This window comes from Alitiscatomonas sp., from assembly GCF_037242085.1.
Taxonomy (GTDB): domain Bacteria; phylum Bacillota; class Clostridia; order Lachnospirales; family Lachnospiraceae; genus Alitiscatomonas; species Alitiscatomonas aceti.
This window is the reverse complement of record NZ_JAXXBR010000054.1, coordinates 39892-57369: the sequence shown is the minus strand read 5'-3', so window position 1 is coordinate 57369 and position 17478 is coordinate 39892. Positions and strand designations below refer to the sequence as shown.

Sequence of the window (17478 nt, the reverse complement as noted above, 5' to 3'; positions counted from 1 at the left end):
ATATAGATTTGTATCTGCCTGTCTCATTGCTAATGTCTCCATATAATCATTAACTTCCCGTGTCGCATACCAGTTATGCTTATTAATCCACGCTGTCAAATCCTTAAAATCATAATGCAGACAATCATTTTCCAAATCTACCGTCCTTCCCTCTGACAGCACAACATGCTCTCCCATAGAACGGTCCTCATACCTTCCGTAACCATACTTAAATATAGTTAGATTATAAAATGGATATATTCCTCCATGGGTTAAAAATCTCCCCATAAAATATATCTTGAATTTCATCACAAGTCCATTTACGTCATCTTCACTATGCTCTAAGCAGTTTTTAATAATTTCTTCTTTTAACTCTGGCGTCACTACCTCATCAGCATCAATTCTGTATACCCACTTTGTCTGTACATTCACATGATCTAATGCCCAGTTAAACTGTTTTGCATAATGCTCAAAGGGCTCATGCTGATAAATCTCTGCTCCCAAACCTTTTGCTATATCCATTGTTTTATCGGTGCTTCCACTGTCTACAACAACAATACGATCTGCAAGTCCTTTGATAGAGGTAATACAGCGAGCAATATTCAACTCTTCGTTTTTAGTCAAAATAATAGCAGTAATATCATTCATTTTACTTTTCCTTCCTTGAAAGCCGTATGTGCCTCTCTGGGCTTTCTAACTATACAATCAATGCTTAAACTAACCGCTACAAAAATAGCAACGTTAAAGAGCCCATGAATGAATAATTAATAACTTAATTTATTTTTTTCTCAATAAGAAAAATCGTAATAAATCAATATTTGTTTCTTTTTAAAAATTTATAAAACAACGCTTATCTGGTTCTCTATATGCCCTCAACTAATTTACAATGTTCCAGAACATTCCTGTCTCTTGAAAAAAAATCGATCATTTTTGGTCTAAAAAATAGGTTGCTTTTTCTAATAAGATTACAAAGTTCCTCTGGCACCTTAGGATTTGAATTTTCATATCCATGCTCCTGCATAATTCTTACAAACTTCGCTTCATCATCCACACAAGTAATAATCGGTTTCCCAGCAAGCAGACAATCCGCCGTTTTGCTTGGCAACGCAGCATATATAAGTCTCTTTTGAAGTGGAATTACATTAACATCAGCCGCTGCGTAAAGATCGGCAACCTCTTCCGGAGGCTGCATACCAACAAATTTTACATTTGTCAGTTCTTTTTCTTCCGCATAATTCTTAAGCTGCTCCTCATTTACGCCACTTCCCACAATAAAAAAGCTGATATCCGGTTCATCCTTCATCAGCGCCGCAGCTTCTAGAACCAACTCAACATTCTGCATTTTCCCAAGATTCCCTGCATATACGACTCGGAACTCTCCCGCTTTCTTTGGAAATTTTTTTAGGAAAACATTCTCGTCCTCACTATGTGCTTTTTTTTCCTCATGTCCCCAATTATAAATAACTTGAACTTTAGACTCTGGAATCCCATACCGGGTAACAATGGTTGATTTCATGTCATCTGAAATAGTGCTAAGAGCATCTGCATTTTTATAAGCATATTTTTGTAAGACATGAGCTATACGGTAAATAAGACTTTTTTCCGATAAAATACCTGCAAAATAGGCATTCTCTGGAAAAATATCCTGCTCATTATATAGCAAAGGACGTTTTAAAATATGCTTTACATAAAATATTGTAAAAAACGCAGTGTTATTCGATTGCAAAAAAACTTTGTCCGGCTCATTTTTTTTCAGAAAACGGCAGACCCGGTAATAATATGACAGATCAGCCAGATAACGGGCTTTTAAATCTGCCCTTGCTTTCTTTTCAAACGGAATGTTATGAACCCGAAGTTGGTTATTTAGGTATTTCTCAAACGTCTTTGGATACTGTGGTATATCTAAATACTGCTTTTGAATCAGATCCACATCATGACCTCTTTCCAGAAGCCCTACAATAATATCGCGCATAATATGATAATCCGAATACTGCGTATCAAAGCTTCCGATCGACACCACTGCAATTTTCATTTGTAGACCTTCCCCCCATCCTCTGCATTCACCCAATTTTTCTAATCTAAAACTAAGTCATCCCTTAATGACTTCTTCATCTTCCACCTTCGTCGCCGCCATCTCCCCCAGCGCCGCTTCCTGTCCCATGGCCGTCGTTGCACCTTCCGCCACGCCTTCCGTGCTCTCTGGCATAAACAGGATCTTCACCGTAGCAAAGCAGATTCGCAGATCCTCCATGAAGCTGGGATTCGCAATATACATCAGATCCATCTGAAGCTTATCGTAGGGCGTTGTATTATATTTCCCATATACCTGGGCGTAGCCTGTGAGTCCGGCCTTTGCCTGGAGCCTTAAGCGGAACTCCGGCAGCTCCTTTTCGTACTGCAGGGCGATCTCCTCCCGCTCCGGCCTCGGGCCCACGACGGAAAGATTTCCGGCCAGGATGTCCAGAAGCTGCGGAAGCTCGTCCACCCGGATCTTCCGGATGATCCGTCCCACAGGCGTGATCCGGCTGTCGTTGTCTCCGCTGGAAAGTCTGGCAACGCCGTCCTTTTCCGCATCTACCCGCATACTGCGGAATTTATGGATATAAAATTTCTTTCCGTTCTTTGTGAGGCGCTCCTGTTTATAAAATACCGGACCTCCATCCTCCCGTTTGATGGCGATGGCCGTTAAAAGGAAGACCGGAGACGTCACGATCAGCGCCAGTCCGGCAGCCACAATATCAAAGGTCCGTTTTGCGATCAGATACCCCAGCGGCGGATTGTACCGGTCCGCCCGTAAGATCGGCAGATGGAACATATGTACCGGTTTCGTCCCGCTCATAAGAATGTCACCGATCCGCGGGATCACATAAACGCTGATGCTGTTGATGATACAGTATTTTAAAAGGATATTCCGCTCATGGCTGTGAACGCCGCTTAAAAATACGGCCTCCATTCCTTTCAGCATGTCCGGGTTTTTTACGCATTCCTCCGCATGGACCTTCAGCTGCACATCAAATTTTTTATCCATCCCGTATTCCCGGATCAGCTGGTCCATCCCTCTTCTTATATCATAAATGACTGCCGAACGCCGGGCCGGGAATGAGGCAAAATACCATCGGTGAGCTCCTACACACCAGATCACAGCCAAAACCATCTGTACCACAAAAACACAAAAGATCCCCAGAGGATTCATCCAGCGGCGCATCAGCAGGCATATGACCACATACATCATTCCATCGGAAATAATGGCCGCCAGAGCCTGGCTGTAAACCAGCTCTGAGATCCGGTTTGTGGAGATCATAAAGGCGTCGTAGACCTTTCCAAACAGGGCGTACATGAAAAAAAATAAACCCGAAAGGATATAACCTGTCCATTTCAAAGCTGTTGATCCCATAAATCCCACGTAAAACAGGCTCCATCCCAGAAAGAAGGCCGCCGTCAACGCCGCCACATTCAGACCCTTCACTGCCGGCAGGGTCAGATCGTGCTTTATGTTTTCTAATTTCATACTGTTCCCCTTTATCTTACTCGTACACCAGAAAAAAAGAAACCGGGCGGTTCCAGCCGTGAAGCCGCCCGGATCCGTTTTAGATCCACCAGAGCTGCACGGTACAGGAACCGGGAGCGATGAATGTAACCTCACCTGTGGCCACATTAAACCTGGCCTCTGCCCGTTCCCAGCGGCCGGTTGCGTTGTTGTAATATACGGCCACCAGTTTCCTGGTTTCTTTATTTATCCCGCTGACCTGGAGCGTAACCTCCGTTGCCACCGCGTCGGTCTTTCCTGTGCTCTGGGAGCTGACGATCAGCGCTCTTGTATTTCCCAGCTTTTTATAGCCGGTCATGTCCTGCTCCGGGATCGCGGTCTCTGCTCCAGTCCCCTTATTTAACTGGTTGATCACATTGACAACGCCTTCTGGTAGTCCCGCTGTCTCCGCCGCGCCTGTGGCTATGGTAACGACCTGGTCTCCTACAACCGCTCCGCCGCCGAACTGCATGGATACCTGCTTTCCGTCTTCCGTTGTTTTATTGACCACCAGGCTCATGGTCACGCCGGAGGAGTCCTTGGAGGTCTGTCCCACCGAGGTCTGCTGTCCGTTGGGGGATACTACCACCGACGGCCTGGACGGCTGGGTAATGGCAGTTCCCGAGGTTCCATCTCCTCCTACTGTCTTGTCCTCGTAAACAGACTCTGAGGAACTGCTGTCGTCATCGTCGTTTTTCGGGCTGCTGCTGGCACCGTAGGCCATGACCGGGATCATAGATAATGCCAGCGCAAGAGCCAGGGTCTTTACTAATTTCTTTTTCATTTCCATTTTCTCCTCTTCCTTTTTTTATGAATCAGCGTGCCGCTGTTCGATACATGTTTTATGCCTCCCGGTAAAAAAGCTCCAGGAGAAGCTCTGTCATTGCGTCTTCGTCCACATGATATTCATCATACGTTTCCGTCACCACCGCCCTTCCGGGAAGTACATAAAAATGATCCGAAGTCAGATCTTCTGAAGCAAGGATATCTGCCGCCATACCCATATACTGGTCCTTTGCCATATCTGTGATCATATATTCTTCCGTCAGTTCAAAAAGACGGGGAACTGTCTGGCTGTCTGTTTCTGCCATTTTCTGTGCCGCGTCAAAGAAGCCTGTGATAAACTCCTGGCTGCGCAGCGTCCTATACAGCGCAGAATGATCCTCTTTTGTATCCCTGTAACGGACAAACTCCTCCGCCTGATCTCCTTTCAGGGTGATCCGGCTTCCTTCCTGGAACCGGGGATCCGCAGCGGAAAGACCCGCCGGAATGGTAACTGTAACGCCTCCCACTGCCTCGTTTAATATTCCCACAGCGGAAAGATCGGTTGCCATGTAATGGTCCACGTGGAGTCCCTTAAACATCTCTTCCACTTCCCTGACCATGTTTTCACAGCTTTTCACATACCCGTCTCCATAGGAAAACGCCAGAGTAATGTGGTCGTATTCCTCATCCCGGACGGTCCCATCCCAGCTTACCGGGGTCAGGTATGTCATGGCATCTCTGGTGATCATTAAGATCTTAAGCCCATTTCTCGCCGTATCCCAGGCCGCGAGGAAGATCCCATCTGCCTGCCCCCGCTGTCCCGGCTCCTCACCTCCGGTCATGGTATTTTCCCGGTCCACCCCCATACAAAGGACTGCCTTTATATAGGTATTGCGCCGGTACTCCTTTCCATTCCAGGAAACGGCAGCCTCGGAAAGCATTTTTTCCGGATCTGGAGCGGCTTCCGGTGGATCAGAAGACTCCCCTGCCGTATTCTGCTCCCAGGCGGCATGACGGCTTTCGATCATTGCCTCTGTATCCTTCCGCTCCCGGTACAGCTTCACAGATACGCCTAAAAACACTGCCGCCCCAACACATCCGGCTGTGATCCCTAAAAGAGCGGCCCGTCTCCGGCCTTTTCTATACCGGCTCATTGAGACTCCCCATGTTCCGGGGCGGCTGACGGACATTCCAGTTCTTTATATTCTTCATCCATATCCGGCTCTATGACGCTGTTGGGAATTTCTGTCCGGGGCCGTGCCGCAGTGTGTTTCGCAGGCTCCAGTCGGCTGTACGAGCTCTCCTCATGCTCTGCATTTTCGTACCGGCCGTATTTTCCATACTTTCCGTACTTCCCGTATTTCCCGTACCGTCCATAATATCCGCCGTTTCCAGAGTCCGCCTTATTTAATACGGCTCCCAGGATCCTGCACTGGGAACGCTTTAACTGCTCCACCACCTTCTGCTCCACTCTCCAGCTGACGGCTCCGCTCTCAATGATCAGGACGGCTCCGTCACAATGTCTGGCTACAATGGCTCCGTCGATCAGTCCGGCCATGGGCGGGGTATCGATGATGATATAGTCATACGCTTCCCTGAGCTTTTTCACTGTATCTCCGAAAAGCTCCTCTTCAAGAAGCTCTGCCGGATTGGGAGAAAACGGTCCGGCAAAGATCAGATCCAGTCCCCTGGTGCTGGTGGTGTATAAGACCTCCTCCAGCCTTTTCTGTCCGCTTAAAAACTGGGACAATCCGTTCAGCTTGTTTTTTAACTGATACCGGTAAGTAAGGATCGACTTACGGATGTCCGCGTCGATCAGCAGCGTGCGTTTTCCGATCTGGGCCAGGGCCTCCGCTGTTGCAAAGGAAAGATCACTTTTTCCCTCACTGGGGATTGCGCTGGTAAACATAATGACCCTTACGCTGCTTCCGCAGAACTGAATGTTGGTACGCAGTGTTTTCACTGCCTCGGTATATTCGTAATCACTGGTCTTTCCCGGTTTCAATTCCAGATGCATATCTTCCATTACTCTTTTCCCCCCTTCCGTCTGGATCTGCCCTCCGGCTTCTGGCTTTCCTGATTCTCTCTGGGCGCAGTGCGGGCCTTCTTCTTTTTGGATTTCCGCTCAGCCTCCGCTCCCTTTCCATCCTCATTTCTCCTGGGAACAGATGCAAGGACCGTCAGATCCAGATACCGCTCCACATCCTCTTCTGTCTGGATCGTGTCGTTCAGGATCATCTGCATGGCTGTGATTCCACAGGTAAGTACCAGGCCAAGAAGAGCTCCCAGCGCCGCATTTCTGGTGTTGCTGGGACTGGACTTCTGGGTGGGCACCTGCCCCTCCTCTATGATCTTTGGGGGGATCATTTCCATAATATCGCCGATGTAGCCGGAAGATACCGACGCAGTCCGGTCTACGATGGCCTTTGCCATCTGCGGATCCGGATCCGTAGCCGTGATCGCCAGGATACGGGTATCCGCAGGGTTATTGATCGAAATTTTCGATTTCAATATTTCATAGGAAATATTCAGATCCAGATCCCCAATGACCTCCTCCAGTACCGGACGGCTGGTGATGATCACCTTATAGTCCTGGGTCAGCTGGCTTCCGATCTGAAGATCCGCCAGGGATGTGAGGGTCGTTTCCTTCGATACGGCGTACATCATGGATGTAGACGTGTACATGGGGGGCAGGGCGATCTTACTGAACGCAAAGCCCGCAGTTCCCCCAAGAAAAGTCACAAGAATGATCAGCCAGAGCTTCTTTTTCCATACGCGGAAAAGCTCCAGCAGATCGATCTCCATTTCATTATTTCTGCTGTTCATCTCATTCTTCCCCTGTTGTTCATTCTATCTGACTGCACCGTCCTCCAGGATCCTCCTGGCATTTCCTTCCGTCAGACTTTTTTTGTATTCTGCATCCACATTTTTGTCCAGCCAGTCCAGCGCTCTCTTTATTTCCGGCGGCCGGTGATCCATCTGGTGCATATCGGTGCTTAAAAAATGGATCCGGTGCTCCCTGATCTGCTTCCGGCACCAGAATACGTCCCGGTCATACCATCGCCCCGTAAGGCTTTCATAATTGACCTGAAACAATGCGCCCATCTCCCGGAGACGCTCCAGCATCCCGCTTTCCCGGAGACATCCGTACCTCTCCGCATGGGCTAAAACAGGAATATACCCCAGACCACAAAGATTCCGGATCCCCCGGCTCATCCGTGAAAACGGCGCTGCCGGATCGAATTCCACAAGGATATAGCTGCTGTCTGCCAGGGTCAGGGCCTGTCCGCTCAAAAGCCTGTCGCCCAGATCCTCATGATAATAAAGCTCCTGACCCAGATACAGCTGAAAATCCGGGCAGCTCTTCCAGATCTCCGTCTGCACGCTTTTCAGAAGCTGTCTGTATTCATCTGGATCGCCCCGCCTGGAGAAATGGGGGGTGGCGATCACTGCGCGGATCCCCTGGCTGGCTGCTGAGACAGCCAGAGCGATGCTTTCTTTGAGATCCCTGGCTCCGTCGTCCACCCCCGGCAGGATATGCGCATGTATATCAATGATCTTTTTTCTGTCCAATTCCCGCAAAAATCTCACCTGTTCTCATGGTCTGCGCATTGCATTCCATATTTTTCATAAGATACTCTACCACAGTATAAAAATAAATTCAAGGTTTTTTCGCTTAAAACAGGTGTTAAATGTATGTTTAAACAAGTGTGATAGTTTTTTATATTCTGGTACTACTATTGAGCTGTTGGTTTAAAATTCCAGATTCATACAAAGAAAGTGAGGTCTCCCATGCAACTTTACGACCGGATCGCTGCCGGCGACCGTATCCGGCAGCGGCGGCTTCTTCTAGGAATGACCCAGGAAGAGCTCGCTGAAAAGATCGGACGCGCCTACAAATACTGCCAGGATATTGAACGCGGCAGCTGCGGCATGTCCATTGAAACCCTGATCCTTCTATCCTCAAGTCTGAATGTTACCATGGATTACATCATCTATGGATACGAAGACACCGAACCAAAGACTCCGGAACAGCTTTTGGAAATGGAAGCCGTCGAAGAACTCCTTGGGCACTGCAGCGAAAAAAAGCGCTCCTATGCCATGGAGCTTCTCCGGCTCTTTTTAAAGGCCTGCGACGAAAAATAGCCAGAAATGAAAAAAGCCCGCACCAGATCAATCTTCTCTGGTTCGGGCCATTTTCGTTAAAAAAAGAGCCCTGGATCCCTCCAGAGCTCTTAAAATCTTTCTATGCTGTTTTGACGGGAAGCTTACTGTCCCATCTGCTTTGCAACCTCTGCTGCAAAGTCCTCGTTCTTCTTTTCCATTCCCTCGCCGGTCTCGAAGCGGACGAACTTCTTAACAGCGATCTTTGCGCCGTTGGCCTTTGCAACCTCAGCCACATACTGGGATACGGACTGCTTGCCGTCCTCTGCCTTTACATAAACCTGGTCTAAGAGGCAGATCTCTTTCATTTCCTTGTTGATACGGCCCTGGATCATGCCCTGGATCACCTTCTCCGGCTTGGAAGCCTCCTTGGGATCGTTCATGATCTGCGCCATCAGGATGCTCTTCTCATGCTCGATGAAATCGGCGCTGATCTCGCTGCGGTCGGTATACTGGGGCTTTAAGGCTGCACACTGCATTGCCACGTTTCTTGCCATTTCCTTAACAGCGTCGTTTACAACGTCTGTCTCAACATCCACAAGAACACCGATCTTACCGCCGGCATGGATATAGGAAGCAACGAAACCGTTCTCCTCCTTTACCTGCTCAAAACGGCGGATATTCATGTTCTCACCGATGATGGAGATCTGGGAGGACAGAGCCTCTTTTACGGTCATGGACGGATCCTTTTCCCATTTCTCTTCCATAAATGCATCCATATCTGCTGCGCTGGTGTTCAGAGCCTGGGCTGCAACGTCAGCTGCGTAGGTCTGGAACTTCTCGTTCTTTGCCACGAAGTCTGTCTCAGCGTTTACCTCTACAACTACTGCGCTCTTCTCGTCTGCGGAAAGGGCTGTAACAACGATACCCTCTGCTGCGATACGGCCAGCCTTCTTAGCTGCGCCTGCAAGTCCTTTTTCACGTAAGAACTCAACGGCCTTGTCCATGTCGCCTTCGGTAGCTGCAAGAGCCTTCTTGCAGTCCATCATTCCGGCGCCTGTCATTTCTCTTAATTCTTTTACCATTGCGGCTGTTACTGCTGCCATGTTCGTTTCCTCCGATTTATGAATATACTCAAACGGCCGGATTCCCACGGAAACCCGGCCGGCACTGCTGAGATTTAAGCCTCTGCAGACTCTTCCTCTGCAGCCATCTCTTCAACTGCTTCTGCTTCGCCCTGGTTTGCCTCGATCACTGCGTCAGCCATCTTGGACACGATCAGCTTAACGGCTCTGATGGCGTCGTCGTTACCCGGGATCACATAATCCAGCTCTTCCGGATCGCAGTTTGTATCAGCGATACCGATCAGCGGGATTCCCAGAGTGTGGGCTTCCTGTACGCAGATTCTTTCCTTCTTCGGATCTACAACAAAGATCGCATCCGGGATCTTCTTCATTTCCTTGATGCCGCCCAGGTTCTTCTCTAACTTCTCCCACTCTTTCTTAAGAGCGATTACTTCCTTCTTGGGAAGTACGTCGAAGGTTCCGTCCTCAGCCATCTTCTCGATCGCTTTTAATCTTGCGATTCTGGACTGGATGGTCTTGAAGTTGGTGAGCATGCCGCCCAGCCATCTCTCATTTACATAGAACATGTTGCAGCGCTCTGCCTCTGTCTTGATGGCATCCTGGGCCTGCTTCTTTGTTCCTACGAACAGGATGGTGCCGCCGTCTGCAGCGATGTCAGCGATGGCCTTATAAGCCTCGTCAACCTTTCCTACGGATTTCTGAAGATCGATGATGTAGATACCATTTCTCTCAGTGTAGATGTACGGAGCCATTTTGGGGTTCCATCTTCTTGTCTGGTGGCCGAAATGTACGCCGGCTTCCAGAAGCTGCTTCATTGAAATAACGCTCATTTTCTTTCCTCCATATGGTTTTTTTCTTCCGCCTGCATCTGACTTCCTCAAAGACCGCCGGTTTCGGCAGCACCATTTTCAGAATCCGCAGACGTGCATATTGTCAGCTTTTCAAATATAACATAAGTATTCCCGGTGTGCAAGTGTTTTTTCACATTCTTTTGCAAAAAAGAAAGCGCCGTCCGGTACCGGAAGCGCCCTCTTTTCCATATTCCGCAGGCAGATTACTTGTTGCCCGTCTTTTTCAGGTTCTTTAACTCGTCAAAGATCACGTCGTTGAGGACCTTGATATACGTTCCCTTCATACCGGAGGACCGGGACTCGATGACACCGGCGCTCTCAAATTTCCTCAAAGCGTTTACGATAACGGAACGGGTGATGCCCACACGGTCTGCGATCTTGCTGGCAACCAGGATCCCTTCATTTCCGTCCAGCTCGTCGAAAATATGCGTGATGGCTTCCAGCTCGGAAAACGAAAGCGTGCTGATGGCCGATTTCACGATCTGCACCTTTCTGGTCTCCTCCGCGTTCTCCTCGTTGACGGAGCGCATCATTTCCAGGCCCACCACTGTGGTGCCGTACTCGCATAAAATGATATCGTCAATGTCGTACTGCTCATCAGCTTTATAGATGAACAGGGTTCCAAGACGCTCTCCGGCAATATCGATGGGAGTAATGATCGCCTGGTACTTCTTTACATTTTCCTCTGCAAATCCCAGTGTGGCGAGATTTACGTTTTCTTTTGTAGAAAGTACGCTTAACAGACGTTCATTGAGCATTTTATCAATATAGCCGCCCACCTTGTCCTCGATCAGTTCGTGGATCTCCTCCACCTCTGGACAGATGCTCACTCCAAGAACCTTTCCCTTCTTACTGATCACCAAGATATTGGACAGTAAGATCTCACTCAGCACCTTACAGATATCGTTGAATACCACTTTGTGAGAATTGTTGTTATGAAGTAATTTGTTAATTTTTCGGGTCTTGTCCAATAATTCCACACTCATTATCCGAAAACCTCCTTCTCTTCACAATATCGTATAGCAAAAATGTTCTTTCACGAGAATTGTAACACGATATTTCATGAATATCAAGACTTTTTCGTTTAATTAAGAAAAATTTATCCTTTATTTCATAAAGGAGTCATGTTTTCCCTTAGGTGTCTTGTCTGTTTTTCACAAAACCGCACTGCTCGCTGGAGCATACCAGCTTATTTCCCTTCTCGACCATGTAGCTTCCGCACTCCGGACATTTCTCCCTGGACGGCTTCTGCCAGGAGATGAAATCGCATTCCGGATTTCCCTCGCAGCCGTAAAACTTCCTTCCCTTTTTCGTCTTTTTAATGACCACTTCTTTTCCGCATTTTGGACAGGGGACTCCTGTTTTTTCAAAATACGGTTTCGTGTTGCGGCACTCGGGGAAGCCGGGACAGGCCAGAAACTTTCCATGGGGACCGTATTTGATGACCATGCGCCTTCCGCAGAGCTCGCACAGCTCGTCGGACTCCTCGTCGGCAATATGGACGGTTTCCAGGGTTTCCTTCGCTTCCTCCACCGCCTCGCAGAGATCCGGATAAAAGTTTCTTACAACGGTCTTCCAGTTGGTGCTTCCCTCTCCCACGCTGTCCAGGAGAAATTCCAGATTCGCCGTGAAGGTAATGTCTACAATGCTGGGGAAGCACTGCTTCATGATCCGGTTTACCACCTCGCCCAGCTCCGTCACATAGAGGTTCTTATTTTCCTTGGTGATGTACCGTCTCGACAGGATCGTGGTGATGGTGGGAGCATAGGTACTGGGACGTCCGATGCCCTGCTCCTCCAGGGCCTTTACCAGGGAGGCCTCCGTATAATGGGCCGGCGGCTGGGTAAAATGCTGGGCGTCCTCCAGGCTTACCAGCTCCAGCTCCTGTCCCTTTTCCAGCTTCGCCAGGAGCTGGTTCTTTTCCTCCTTATCGTCAGCCTCCATATAGACCGACATGAAGCCGTCGAATTTCACCCTGGAGGCCGTCATGGTAAACTGTACTCCGCCTGCGCCGATCTTTACCGATGTGGTCTCATAAACGGCCGCTGCCATACGGCTGGCGGCAAAGCGCTTCCAGATCAGCTGGTACAGGCGGAACTGGTCCCTGGACAGGGATTCCTTCACCTGCGCCGGCGTCAGCGCGATGTTGGTGGGACGGATGGCCTCATGGGCGTCCTGGATCTTGCCGGAGGCCTTTTTTTCACCCTCCCTCCGGGAAACGTACTGGCTGCCGTACTGTTCTTCAATAAAGTCCCTGGCCGTCTTATCCGCCTCTTCCGCCACACGGGTGGAGTCGGTCCTCAGATAGGTGATAAGACCAATGGTCCCGTGACCCTTTACATCCACACCCTCATACAGCTGCTGGGCGACGCGCATGGTCTTCTGGGTGGAGAAGTTCAGCGCCTTGGAGGCCTCCTGCTGCATGGTGCTGGTGGTAAAGGGGATGGGGGGCTTTTTGGTCCTCTCTCCGTTTTTTATCTCTTCCACCAGGAATTTCTTTCCCTCCAGAAAGCTCCGGATCTCCTCCATTTCAGCACGGCTCCGGATCTCGGTCCTTCCGTTCTGGTCGTGGTGGAACCTGGCAGTCATGGGCTTTCTGGCTCCCGGAGCCTTAAGTCCCGCCTCCAGGCTCCAGTACTCCTCGGGGATAAAGGCCGCGATCTCGTCCTCCCGGTCGCAGATCATCCGCAGGGCCACCGACTGGACACGGCCGGCGCTTAAGCCCCTTTTTACCTTTTCCCAGAGGATCGGGCTGATGCTGTATCCCACCATACGGTCCAGCATACGCCTGGCCTGCTGGGCGTCCACCAGGTTCATATCGATGGCTCTGGGCTCCTTTAAGGATGTTTTCACCGCGTTTTTCGTGATCTCATTGAAGCTGATCCGATATACCTTTTTATCCTTCACCTCATCCAGCTTCAGCGCCTTTAACAGATGCCAGGAGATGGCTTCCCCCTCCCGGTCCGGGTCCGTTGCCAGATAGATCTTATCGGCCTTCTTGACTTCCTTTCTCAGCCTGGCAAGGACCTCGCCCTTTCCACGGATCGTAATATATTTCGGTTCAAAATCGTTGTCCACATCAATGCCGAACTGGCTTTTGGGAAAATCCCGTACATGACCGCCGGACGCGTCCACCTCATAGCTGGATCCTAAAAATTTCTTAATAGTTTTCACCTTTGCAGGAGACTCTACGATCACAAGATTACTGGCCATACCAACCTCACAACTTTCTGCAATAATATTGATCCCCGTTCCCCTGGACCATTCCCATCAGTTCCAGTTTCAGCAAACATTCCATTGTTTCCGTGACGGATAAGCCGCACGCATCCATGATCTCTTCCAGGGTTCCGGACCGCGAATCTAAGAAACTATACACCATATTTTCATTCTTTGCAAGCCTCTTTTCTGTTTTTTTATCGGCCCTTGTCTTTTTTTCAAATTTTATCCCAAAGGCCTCCAGCACATCCTCCGGCCCCAGGCAGACGGCGGCTCCGTTCTGGATCAGCCGGTTGCAGCCGCGGCTTAGGGGATCTGTGATCCGCCCCGGGACGGCAAATACCTCTTTCCCCTGCTCCAGAGCCAGGTCGGCAGTGATCAGGGAGCCGCTTTTTTCCCTGGCCTCCACCAGGATGACTGCGTCCGAAAGGCCGCTGATGATCCGGTTCCTCATGGGAAAATTCATGGGAAGCGGGCTTGTTCCGGGTACGAACTCAGACAGGACGCCTCCCTGTGTTTCCATTTTATGGAACAATCCATAGTTTTCCCTGAGATAGCACCGGTCGGCTCCGCAGCCCAGGACCGCAAAGGTCTTCCCTCCCGCCTCCAGCGCGCCCTTATGGGCCGCTCCGTCGATGCCCAGGGCCAGGCCGCTGATCACCTGGACGCCAGCCTCCGCCAGACGGAAGGCCAGCCGCTCTGCGGTTTGACGGCCCAGCTCCGTGCAGCTTCTGGCCCCTACGATGGCCGCCGTAAACCGGTCCTTTGCCGGAAGGGTTCCCCGGACGAACAGCCCCGCCGTACGGTCCCTGAAGGGAAGGAGCCGTCCGGGGTATCCCTCCTCCCACCAGGCAATAAACCGGAGCCCTCTTTTTTCCAGGGCTGCAAAGTCCTCCCGGAGCTCTTCTTCCCGCAGCCGGGCTTCCAGAAGCCCGGAAAGTCTTCCATGGCTTAAAAGCCCAGACCGCTCCAGCTCCCTTTTTTCCGCCTTCCATATGTGCTCATAGCTGCCAAAATGTTCATACAGCCTTTGGGCTGTGACTGCTCCGGTCCCGGCTGCGTGAAGGAGCAGATAAAGATATTCTTTTTCTGTCATGATCCTCCTCCTAACCGTTTTTCCAGTACCGCTGCCGGATCCGCACATAGGATACGGCCTCGCTGAGATCCTTTGTGAGGATCTGCTCCCGGCCGTCCAGATCCGCCGCCGTCCGGGCCACCTTCAGGATCTTCCCGTACATCCGGACTGAAATTCCCAGACTGAAAAAAATATGCTCCATGAATTCACTTTCTTCCTTATTAAGTGGACAGAACCGGCGGATCTGTCCTCCTCCCATCTCCCCGTTGCACCGGATGGAAAGCCCCTTGAAACGCTCTCTCTGGATGGCCCGGGCCGCTTCTACCCTGGCGCGGATGGATGCCGAACTCTCATTTTCCGCCTTCCCCTCCATCTCCTCATAGGTCACTGCCTGGGCCTCCACGCAGATATCCATCCGGTCCAGGAGCGGCCCGGAGATCTTTCCCAGATATCGGCTCACCTCCCCTGCGGTACAGGTGCATCTGGACAGGTCCGGATAGTGTCCGCACCTGCATGGATTCATGGCCGCCACAAGCTGGAAATCAGCCGGATAGCTGCACGTTCCGTAAACCCGGGAAATGGTGACCTGGCGCTCCTCCAGAGGCTGTCTCAGGGCCTCCAGGGCCCCCCGGCTCATTTCCGGAAGCTCGTCCAGAAACAGGATCCCTCCGGTGGCCAGAGATATCTCCCCGGGCTTTGGCCGGCTCCCTCCGCCGGTCAGGGCCTGGGCCGATACCGTATGATGGGGCGCCCGGAAAGGCCGTCTCCGGATCAGAGGCTCCTCCCCGCTAAGAAGATTGCAGACACTGTATATTTTTGAGATTTCGATCTGCTCCTCCTGGGTCATTGCCGGAAGGATCGTCGCAAGCCTCCGGGCCACCATGGTCTTTCCAGATCCCGCCGGGCCGATCATTAGGAGATTGTGCATCCCGGCCACTGCCACCTCAGCCGCCCGCCGCAAAACCTTCTGCCCGTTGACCTCTGAAAAATCCCCGGCGTATTTCTCCTGGCCCGGGTCTGTTCCCGGCCTTTCCCGGCGCTCATACTCCTTTATGGGACCCGCTCCCTTAAGGAGCTCCATAAGGCTCTTAAGATCCCCAGCTCCCACCAGGCCGATCCCCTGGATCATGGACGCCTCCTCCAGATTCTCCTCTGGCAGGAACAGCCGCGTAAACCCCAGCTCCCGGGCCCGGACCGTAAGGGTAAGGGCTCCCGGGATCCCCTTAATCCGGCCGTCCAGCCCCAGCTCCCCCAAAAACAGCCACGTTTCCTCCGGGGACGGGATGATCCCGTAGGCCGTCAGGATCGCCGCCGCAATGGCAAGATCAAAGCCCGTTCCCTCCTTTCTCAGATCCGCAGGGGAAAGGTTGATGGTCACCTTTCTGGGCGGCAGCTCCACTCCCAGGTTCCGGATGGCCGTCCGGACCCGGTCCTGGGCCTCCCGCACCTCAGAGGCCAGGTATCCCACAAAGGACCAGCCGGGAAGGCCTCCGCTCACATCCGCCTCCACAGACACCTGGGTCCCCCACATGCCCTGGAGATAAATACTATTCACTTTTCCAAACAAATCCTGCTTTCCCTTCTTTCCGGAATACATCCACAGTTCTATGTTTTTTTCAATTTGTCATCCATATCTTCGTCATGGGAATTCTCTGACCGCTTTTGATGTGTATACAGATTCTTATAGAAACCGGTTTAGAATAAAAAGATCGAACCTTACGTTTACTATACCGGATACTGGCCGGAATTTCAAGCCCTATTTCTGCCAGGGCCCCAGCGGGGATCCCAGCCCGTTTCCGGCAGGCTTCTCAGCCATCCACCCTCCGGCTGGGATTCCGCCCAGACACCCGGCCAGTATTCCGGTCACGCCCCGACTGGCTGCCGGGAACCCGGCCCGCCGTAGCCCCGGGCCTGGTTTTAACTATTCTGTTCCTCCAGATGCCCCAGAATCCAGGAAAGAAGATCCTCCCGTACCTCCTCCCGGTTGGTCTCATTGAACAGCTCATGGCGGGCGTCCTTATAAAAGCCCAGGGTAATATCCCGGCAGCCGGCATCTGAAAACCGCTTATACACCTTTCTGACGCCTCTTTCGTTTTCTCCCACCGGATCCCGCTCCCCGGAAAGCAGAAGAAGGGGCATGTCCGTCCGCATCCTTCCCAGCCGCTCTGCCCGCTGGTCCATGAGGATCACCCGGAAGAAATCCCGGTAGGCCCCGGCAGTAAAAAGGAACTGGCAGTACGGATCTGCTTCAAAGCTCCTGGCCTTTTCCATATCCCTGGTAAGCCAGTCGTGGTCCGTCTGTACCGGCCAGAATTTCCGGTTATAATTTCCCAGGGACAGCTCGTGGAGCAGACGGCTCCGGCTGCGGCTCCCCCTTATGGCGCTCACCAGAGACGCCAGACACCATCCGGCAAATACCATTCCCTCCGGCTGGGAGCCCGTCCCCATGAGGATCACGCCGTCGGGCCCGTCCTCATAGACGGTCAGGGTCCGCCTCACCATAAATGAGCCCATGCTGTGGCCCAGAAGGAACAGCCGCTTTCCTCTGTATCTCCTTTTTCCATAAAGCGTCAGCCTGCGCACGTCCTTCACCAATGAAAGCTCCCCATCCCTGTCTCCAAAGTATCCCAGATCCTCTTTTTCCGCCGCAGTTCTTCCATGGCCCAGATGGTCGTGGCCATAGACGGCGATCCCCCGGTCTGCCAGCCATTCTGCCGTTTCCCGGTAGCGCCCTGTATGCTCCATCATCCCGTGGACGATCTGTACGGCTCCCAGGATCTCCCCGTCCGGCAGCCATTCCATACAGTGAAGCCTGGAGTTTCCATCACTGGATGGAAGGTAAAATTCCCTTTCTCTCATTCCTTTTCCCCTTTCTTC

At 51.2% G+C, this 17478-nt stretch carries 15 protein-coding genes and 1 pseudogene; 1 reads left to right on the top strand and 15 read right to left on the bottom strand.

What is annotated here, in order from left to right; all coding sequences use genetic code 11:
* From WIH05_RS04065 to WIH05_RS04030, 8 genes and pseudogenes are all read right to left on the bottom strand, one after another.
* Positions 1 to 627, bottom strand: a 627-nt coding sequence (locus WIH05_RS04065; RefSeq protein WP_337425020.1) for a glycosyltransferase family 2 protein, incomplete at its 3' end; no start/stop codon positions are given.
* A gap of 214 nt (positions 628 to 841) precedes the next feature.
* Positions 842 to 2011 (bottom strand): glycosyltransferase family 4 protein, encoded by a 1170-nt coding sequence (locus WIH05_RS04060; RefSeq protein ID WP_337425019.1) that lies wholly within the window; start codon positions 2009 to 2011, stop codon positions 842 to 844.
* Between the two features lie 57 nt (positions 2012 to 2068).
* Entirely contained in the window at positions 2069 to 3487 is a 1419-nt protein-coding gene (locus tag WIH05_RS04055; protein WP_022273106.1) for a sugar transferase, read from the bottom strand.
* 79 nt (positions 3488 to 3566) lie between these two features.
* Entirely contained in the window at positions 3567 to 4289 is a 723-nt protein-coding gene (locus tag WIH05_RS04050; RefSeq protein ID WP_022273105.1) for a hypothetical protein, read from the bottom strand.
* Positions 4290 to 4347: 58 nt separating this feature from the next.
* On the bottom strand, positions 4348 to 5424 hold the full coding sequence (locus tag WIH05_RS04045; protein WP_337425018.1) for an LCP family protein: 1077 nt from the start codon (positions 5422 to 5424) through the stop codon (positions 4348 to 4350).
* A gap of 155 nt (positions 5425 to 5579) precedes the next feature.
* Positions 5580 to 6287: pseudogene (locus WIH05_RS04040) on the bottom strand (CpsD/CapB family tyrosine-protein kinase); the annotation flags it as partial.
* An 8-nt stretch (positions 6288 to 6295) separates the two neighbouring features.
* The gene (locus WIH05_RS04035) at positions 6296 to 7096 is read right to left on the bottom strand and encodes a Wzz/FepE/Etk N-terminal domain-containing protein (RefSeq protein ID WP_022273102.1); all 801 of its coding nucleotides are present in this window, start codon (positions 7094 to 7096) and stop codon (positions 6296 to 6298) included.
* Between the two features lie 24 nt (positions 7097 to 7120).
* Complete coding sequence (locus WIH05_RS04030; protein WP_215655293.1) at positions 7121 to 7852, bottom strand: CpsB/CapC family capsule biosynthesis tyrosine phosphatase; 732 nt, start codon at positions 7850 to 7852, stop codon at positions 7121 to 7123.
* Positions 7853 to 8062: 210 nt separating this feature from the next.
* On the opposite strand from WIH05_RS04030, the gene WIH05_RS04025 reads away from it, so the two are divergent.
* Positions 8063 to 8416 (top strand): helix-turn-helix transcriptional regulator, encoded by a 354-nt coding sequence (locus WIH05_RS04025; protein ID WP_022273100.1) that lies wholly within the window; start codon positions 8063 to 8065, stop codon positions 8414 to 8416.
* Between the two features lie 122 nt (positions 8417 to 8538).
* On the opposite strand, the gene tsf is transcribed toward WIH05_RS04025, so the two are convergent.
* From tsf to WIH05_RS03990, 7 genes are all read right to left on the bottom strand, one after another.
* Positions 8539 to 9480, bottom strand: a complete 942-nt coding sequence (tsf, locus tag WIH05_RS04020) for a translation elongation factor Ts (RefSeq protein WP_022273099.1) — start codon at positions 9478 to 9480, stop codon at positions 8539 to 8541.
* A 74-nt stretch (positions 9481 to 9554) separates the two neighbouring features.
* Positions 9555 to 10289, bottom strand: coding sequence for a 30S ribosomal protein S2 (rpsB, locus tag WIH05_RS04015; RefSeq protein WP_022273098.1), 735 nt, complete (start codon positions 10287 to 10289; stop codon positions 9555 to 9557).
* Between the two features lie 224 nt (positions 10290 to 10513).
* Positions 10514 to 11296 (bottom strand): GTP-sensing pleiotropic transcriptional regulator CodY, encoded by a 783-nt coding sequence (codY, locus tag WIH05_RS04010; RefSeq protein ID WP_337425017.1) that lies wholly within the window; start codon positions 11294 to 11296, stop codon positions 10514 to 10516.
* Between the two features lie 148 nt (positions 11297 to 11444).
* Complete coding sequence (gene topA, locus WIH05_RS04005; RefSeq protein ID WP_337425016.1) at positions 11445 to 13523, bottom strand: type I DNA topoisomerase; 2079 nt, start codon at positions 13521 to 13523, stop codon at positions 11445 to 11447.
* A 7-nt stretch (positions 13524 to 13530) separates the two neighbouring features.
* Positions 13531 to 14622: a DNA-processing protein DprA gene (gene dprA, locus WIH05_RS04000; protein WP_337425015.1), complete on the bottom strand. Its 1092-nt coding sequence runs from the start codon at positions 14620 to 14622 to the stop codon at positions 13531 to 13533.
* 10 nt (positions 14623 to 14632) lie between these two features.
* Positions 14633 to 16156, bottom strand: a complete 1524-nt coding sequence (locus WIH05_RS03995) for a YifB family Mg chelatase-like AAA ATPase (RefSeq protein WP_337425014.1) — start codon at positions 16154 to 16156, stop codon at positions 14633 to 14635.
* Positions 16157 to 16518: 362 nt separating this feature from the next.
* Entirely contained in the window at positions 16519 to 17460 is a 942-nt protein-coding gene (locus tag WIH05_RS03990; RefSeq protein ID WP_337425013.1) for an alpha/beta hydrolase, read from the bottom strand.
* Positions 17461 to 17478 lie beyond the last annotated feature (18 nt).

Coding starts and splice junctions, on each gene's coding strand:
- WIH05_RS04060 (WP_337425019.1), bottom strand. CDS start 2,011: ATGAAAATTGCAGTGGTGTCGATCGGAAGCTTTGATACGCAGTATTCG.
- WIH05_RS04055 (WP_022273106.1), bottom strand. CDS start 3,487: ATGAAATTAGAAAACATAAAGCACGATCTGACCCTGCCGGCAGTGAAG.
- WIH05_RS04050 (WP_022273105.1), bottom strand. CDS start 4,289: ATGAAAAAGAAATTAGTAAAGACCCTGGCTCTTGCGCTGGCATTATCT.
- WIH05_RS04045 (WP_337425018.1), bottom strand. CDS start 5,424: ATGAGCCGGTATAGAAAAGGCCGGAGACGGGCCGCTCTTTTAGGGATC.
- WIH05_RS04035 (WP_022273102.1), bottom strand. CDS start 7,096: ATGAACAGCAGAAATAATGAAATGGAGATCGATCTGCTGGAGCTTTTC.
- WIH05_RS04025 (WP_022273100.1), top strand. CDS start 8,063: ATGCAACTTTACGACCGGATCGCTGCCGGCGACCGTATCCGGCAGCGG.
- tsf (WP_022273099.1), bottom strand. CDS start 9,480: ATGGCAGCAGTAACAGCCGCAATGGTAAAAGAATTAAGAGAAATGACA.
- rpsB (WP_022273098.1), bottom strand. CDS start 10,289: ATGAGCGTTATTTCAATGAAGCAGCTTCTGGAAGCCGGCGTACATTTC.
- codY (WP_337425017.1), bottom strand. CDS start 11,296: ATGAGTGTGGAATTATTGGACAAGACCCGAAAAATTAACAAATTACTT.
- topA (WP_337425016.1), bottom strand. CDS start 13,523: ATGGCCAGTAATCTTGTGATCGTAGAGTCTCCTGCAAAGGTGAAAACT.
- dprA (WP_337425015.1), bottom strand. CDS start 14,622: ATGACAGAAAAAGAATATCTTTATCTGCTCCTTCACGCAGCCGGGACC.
- WIH05_RS03990 (WP_337425013.1), bottom strand. CDS start 17,460: ATGAGAGAAAGGGAATTTTACCTTCCATCCAGTGATGGAAACTCCAGG.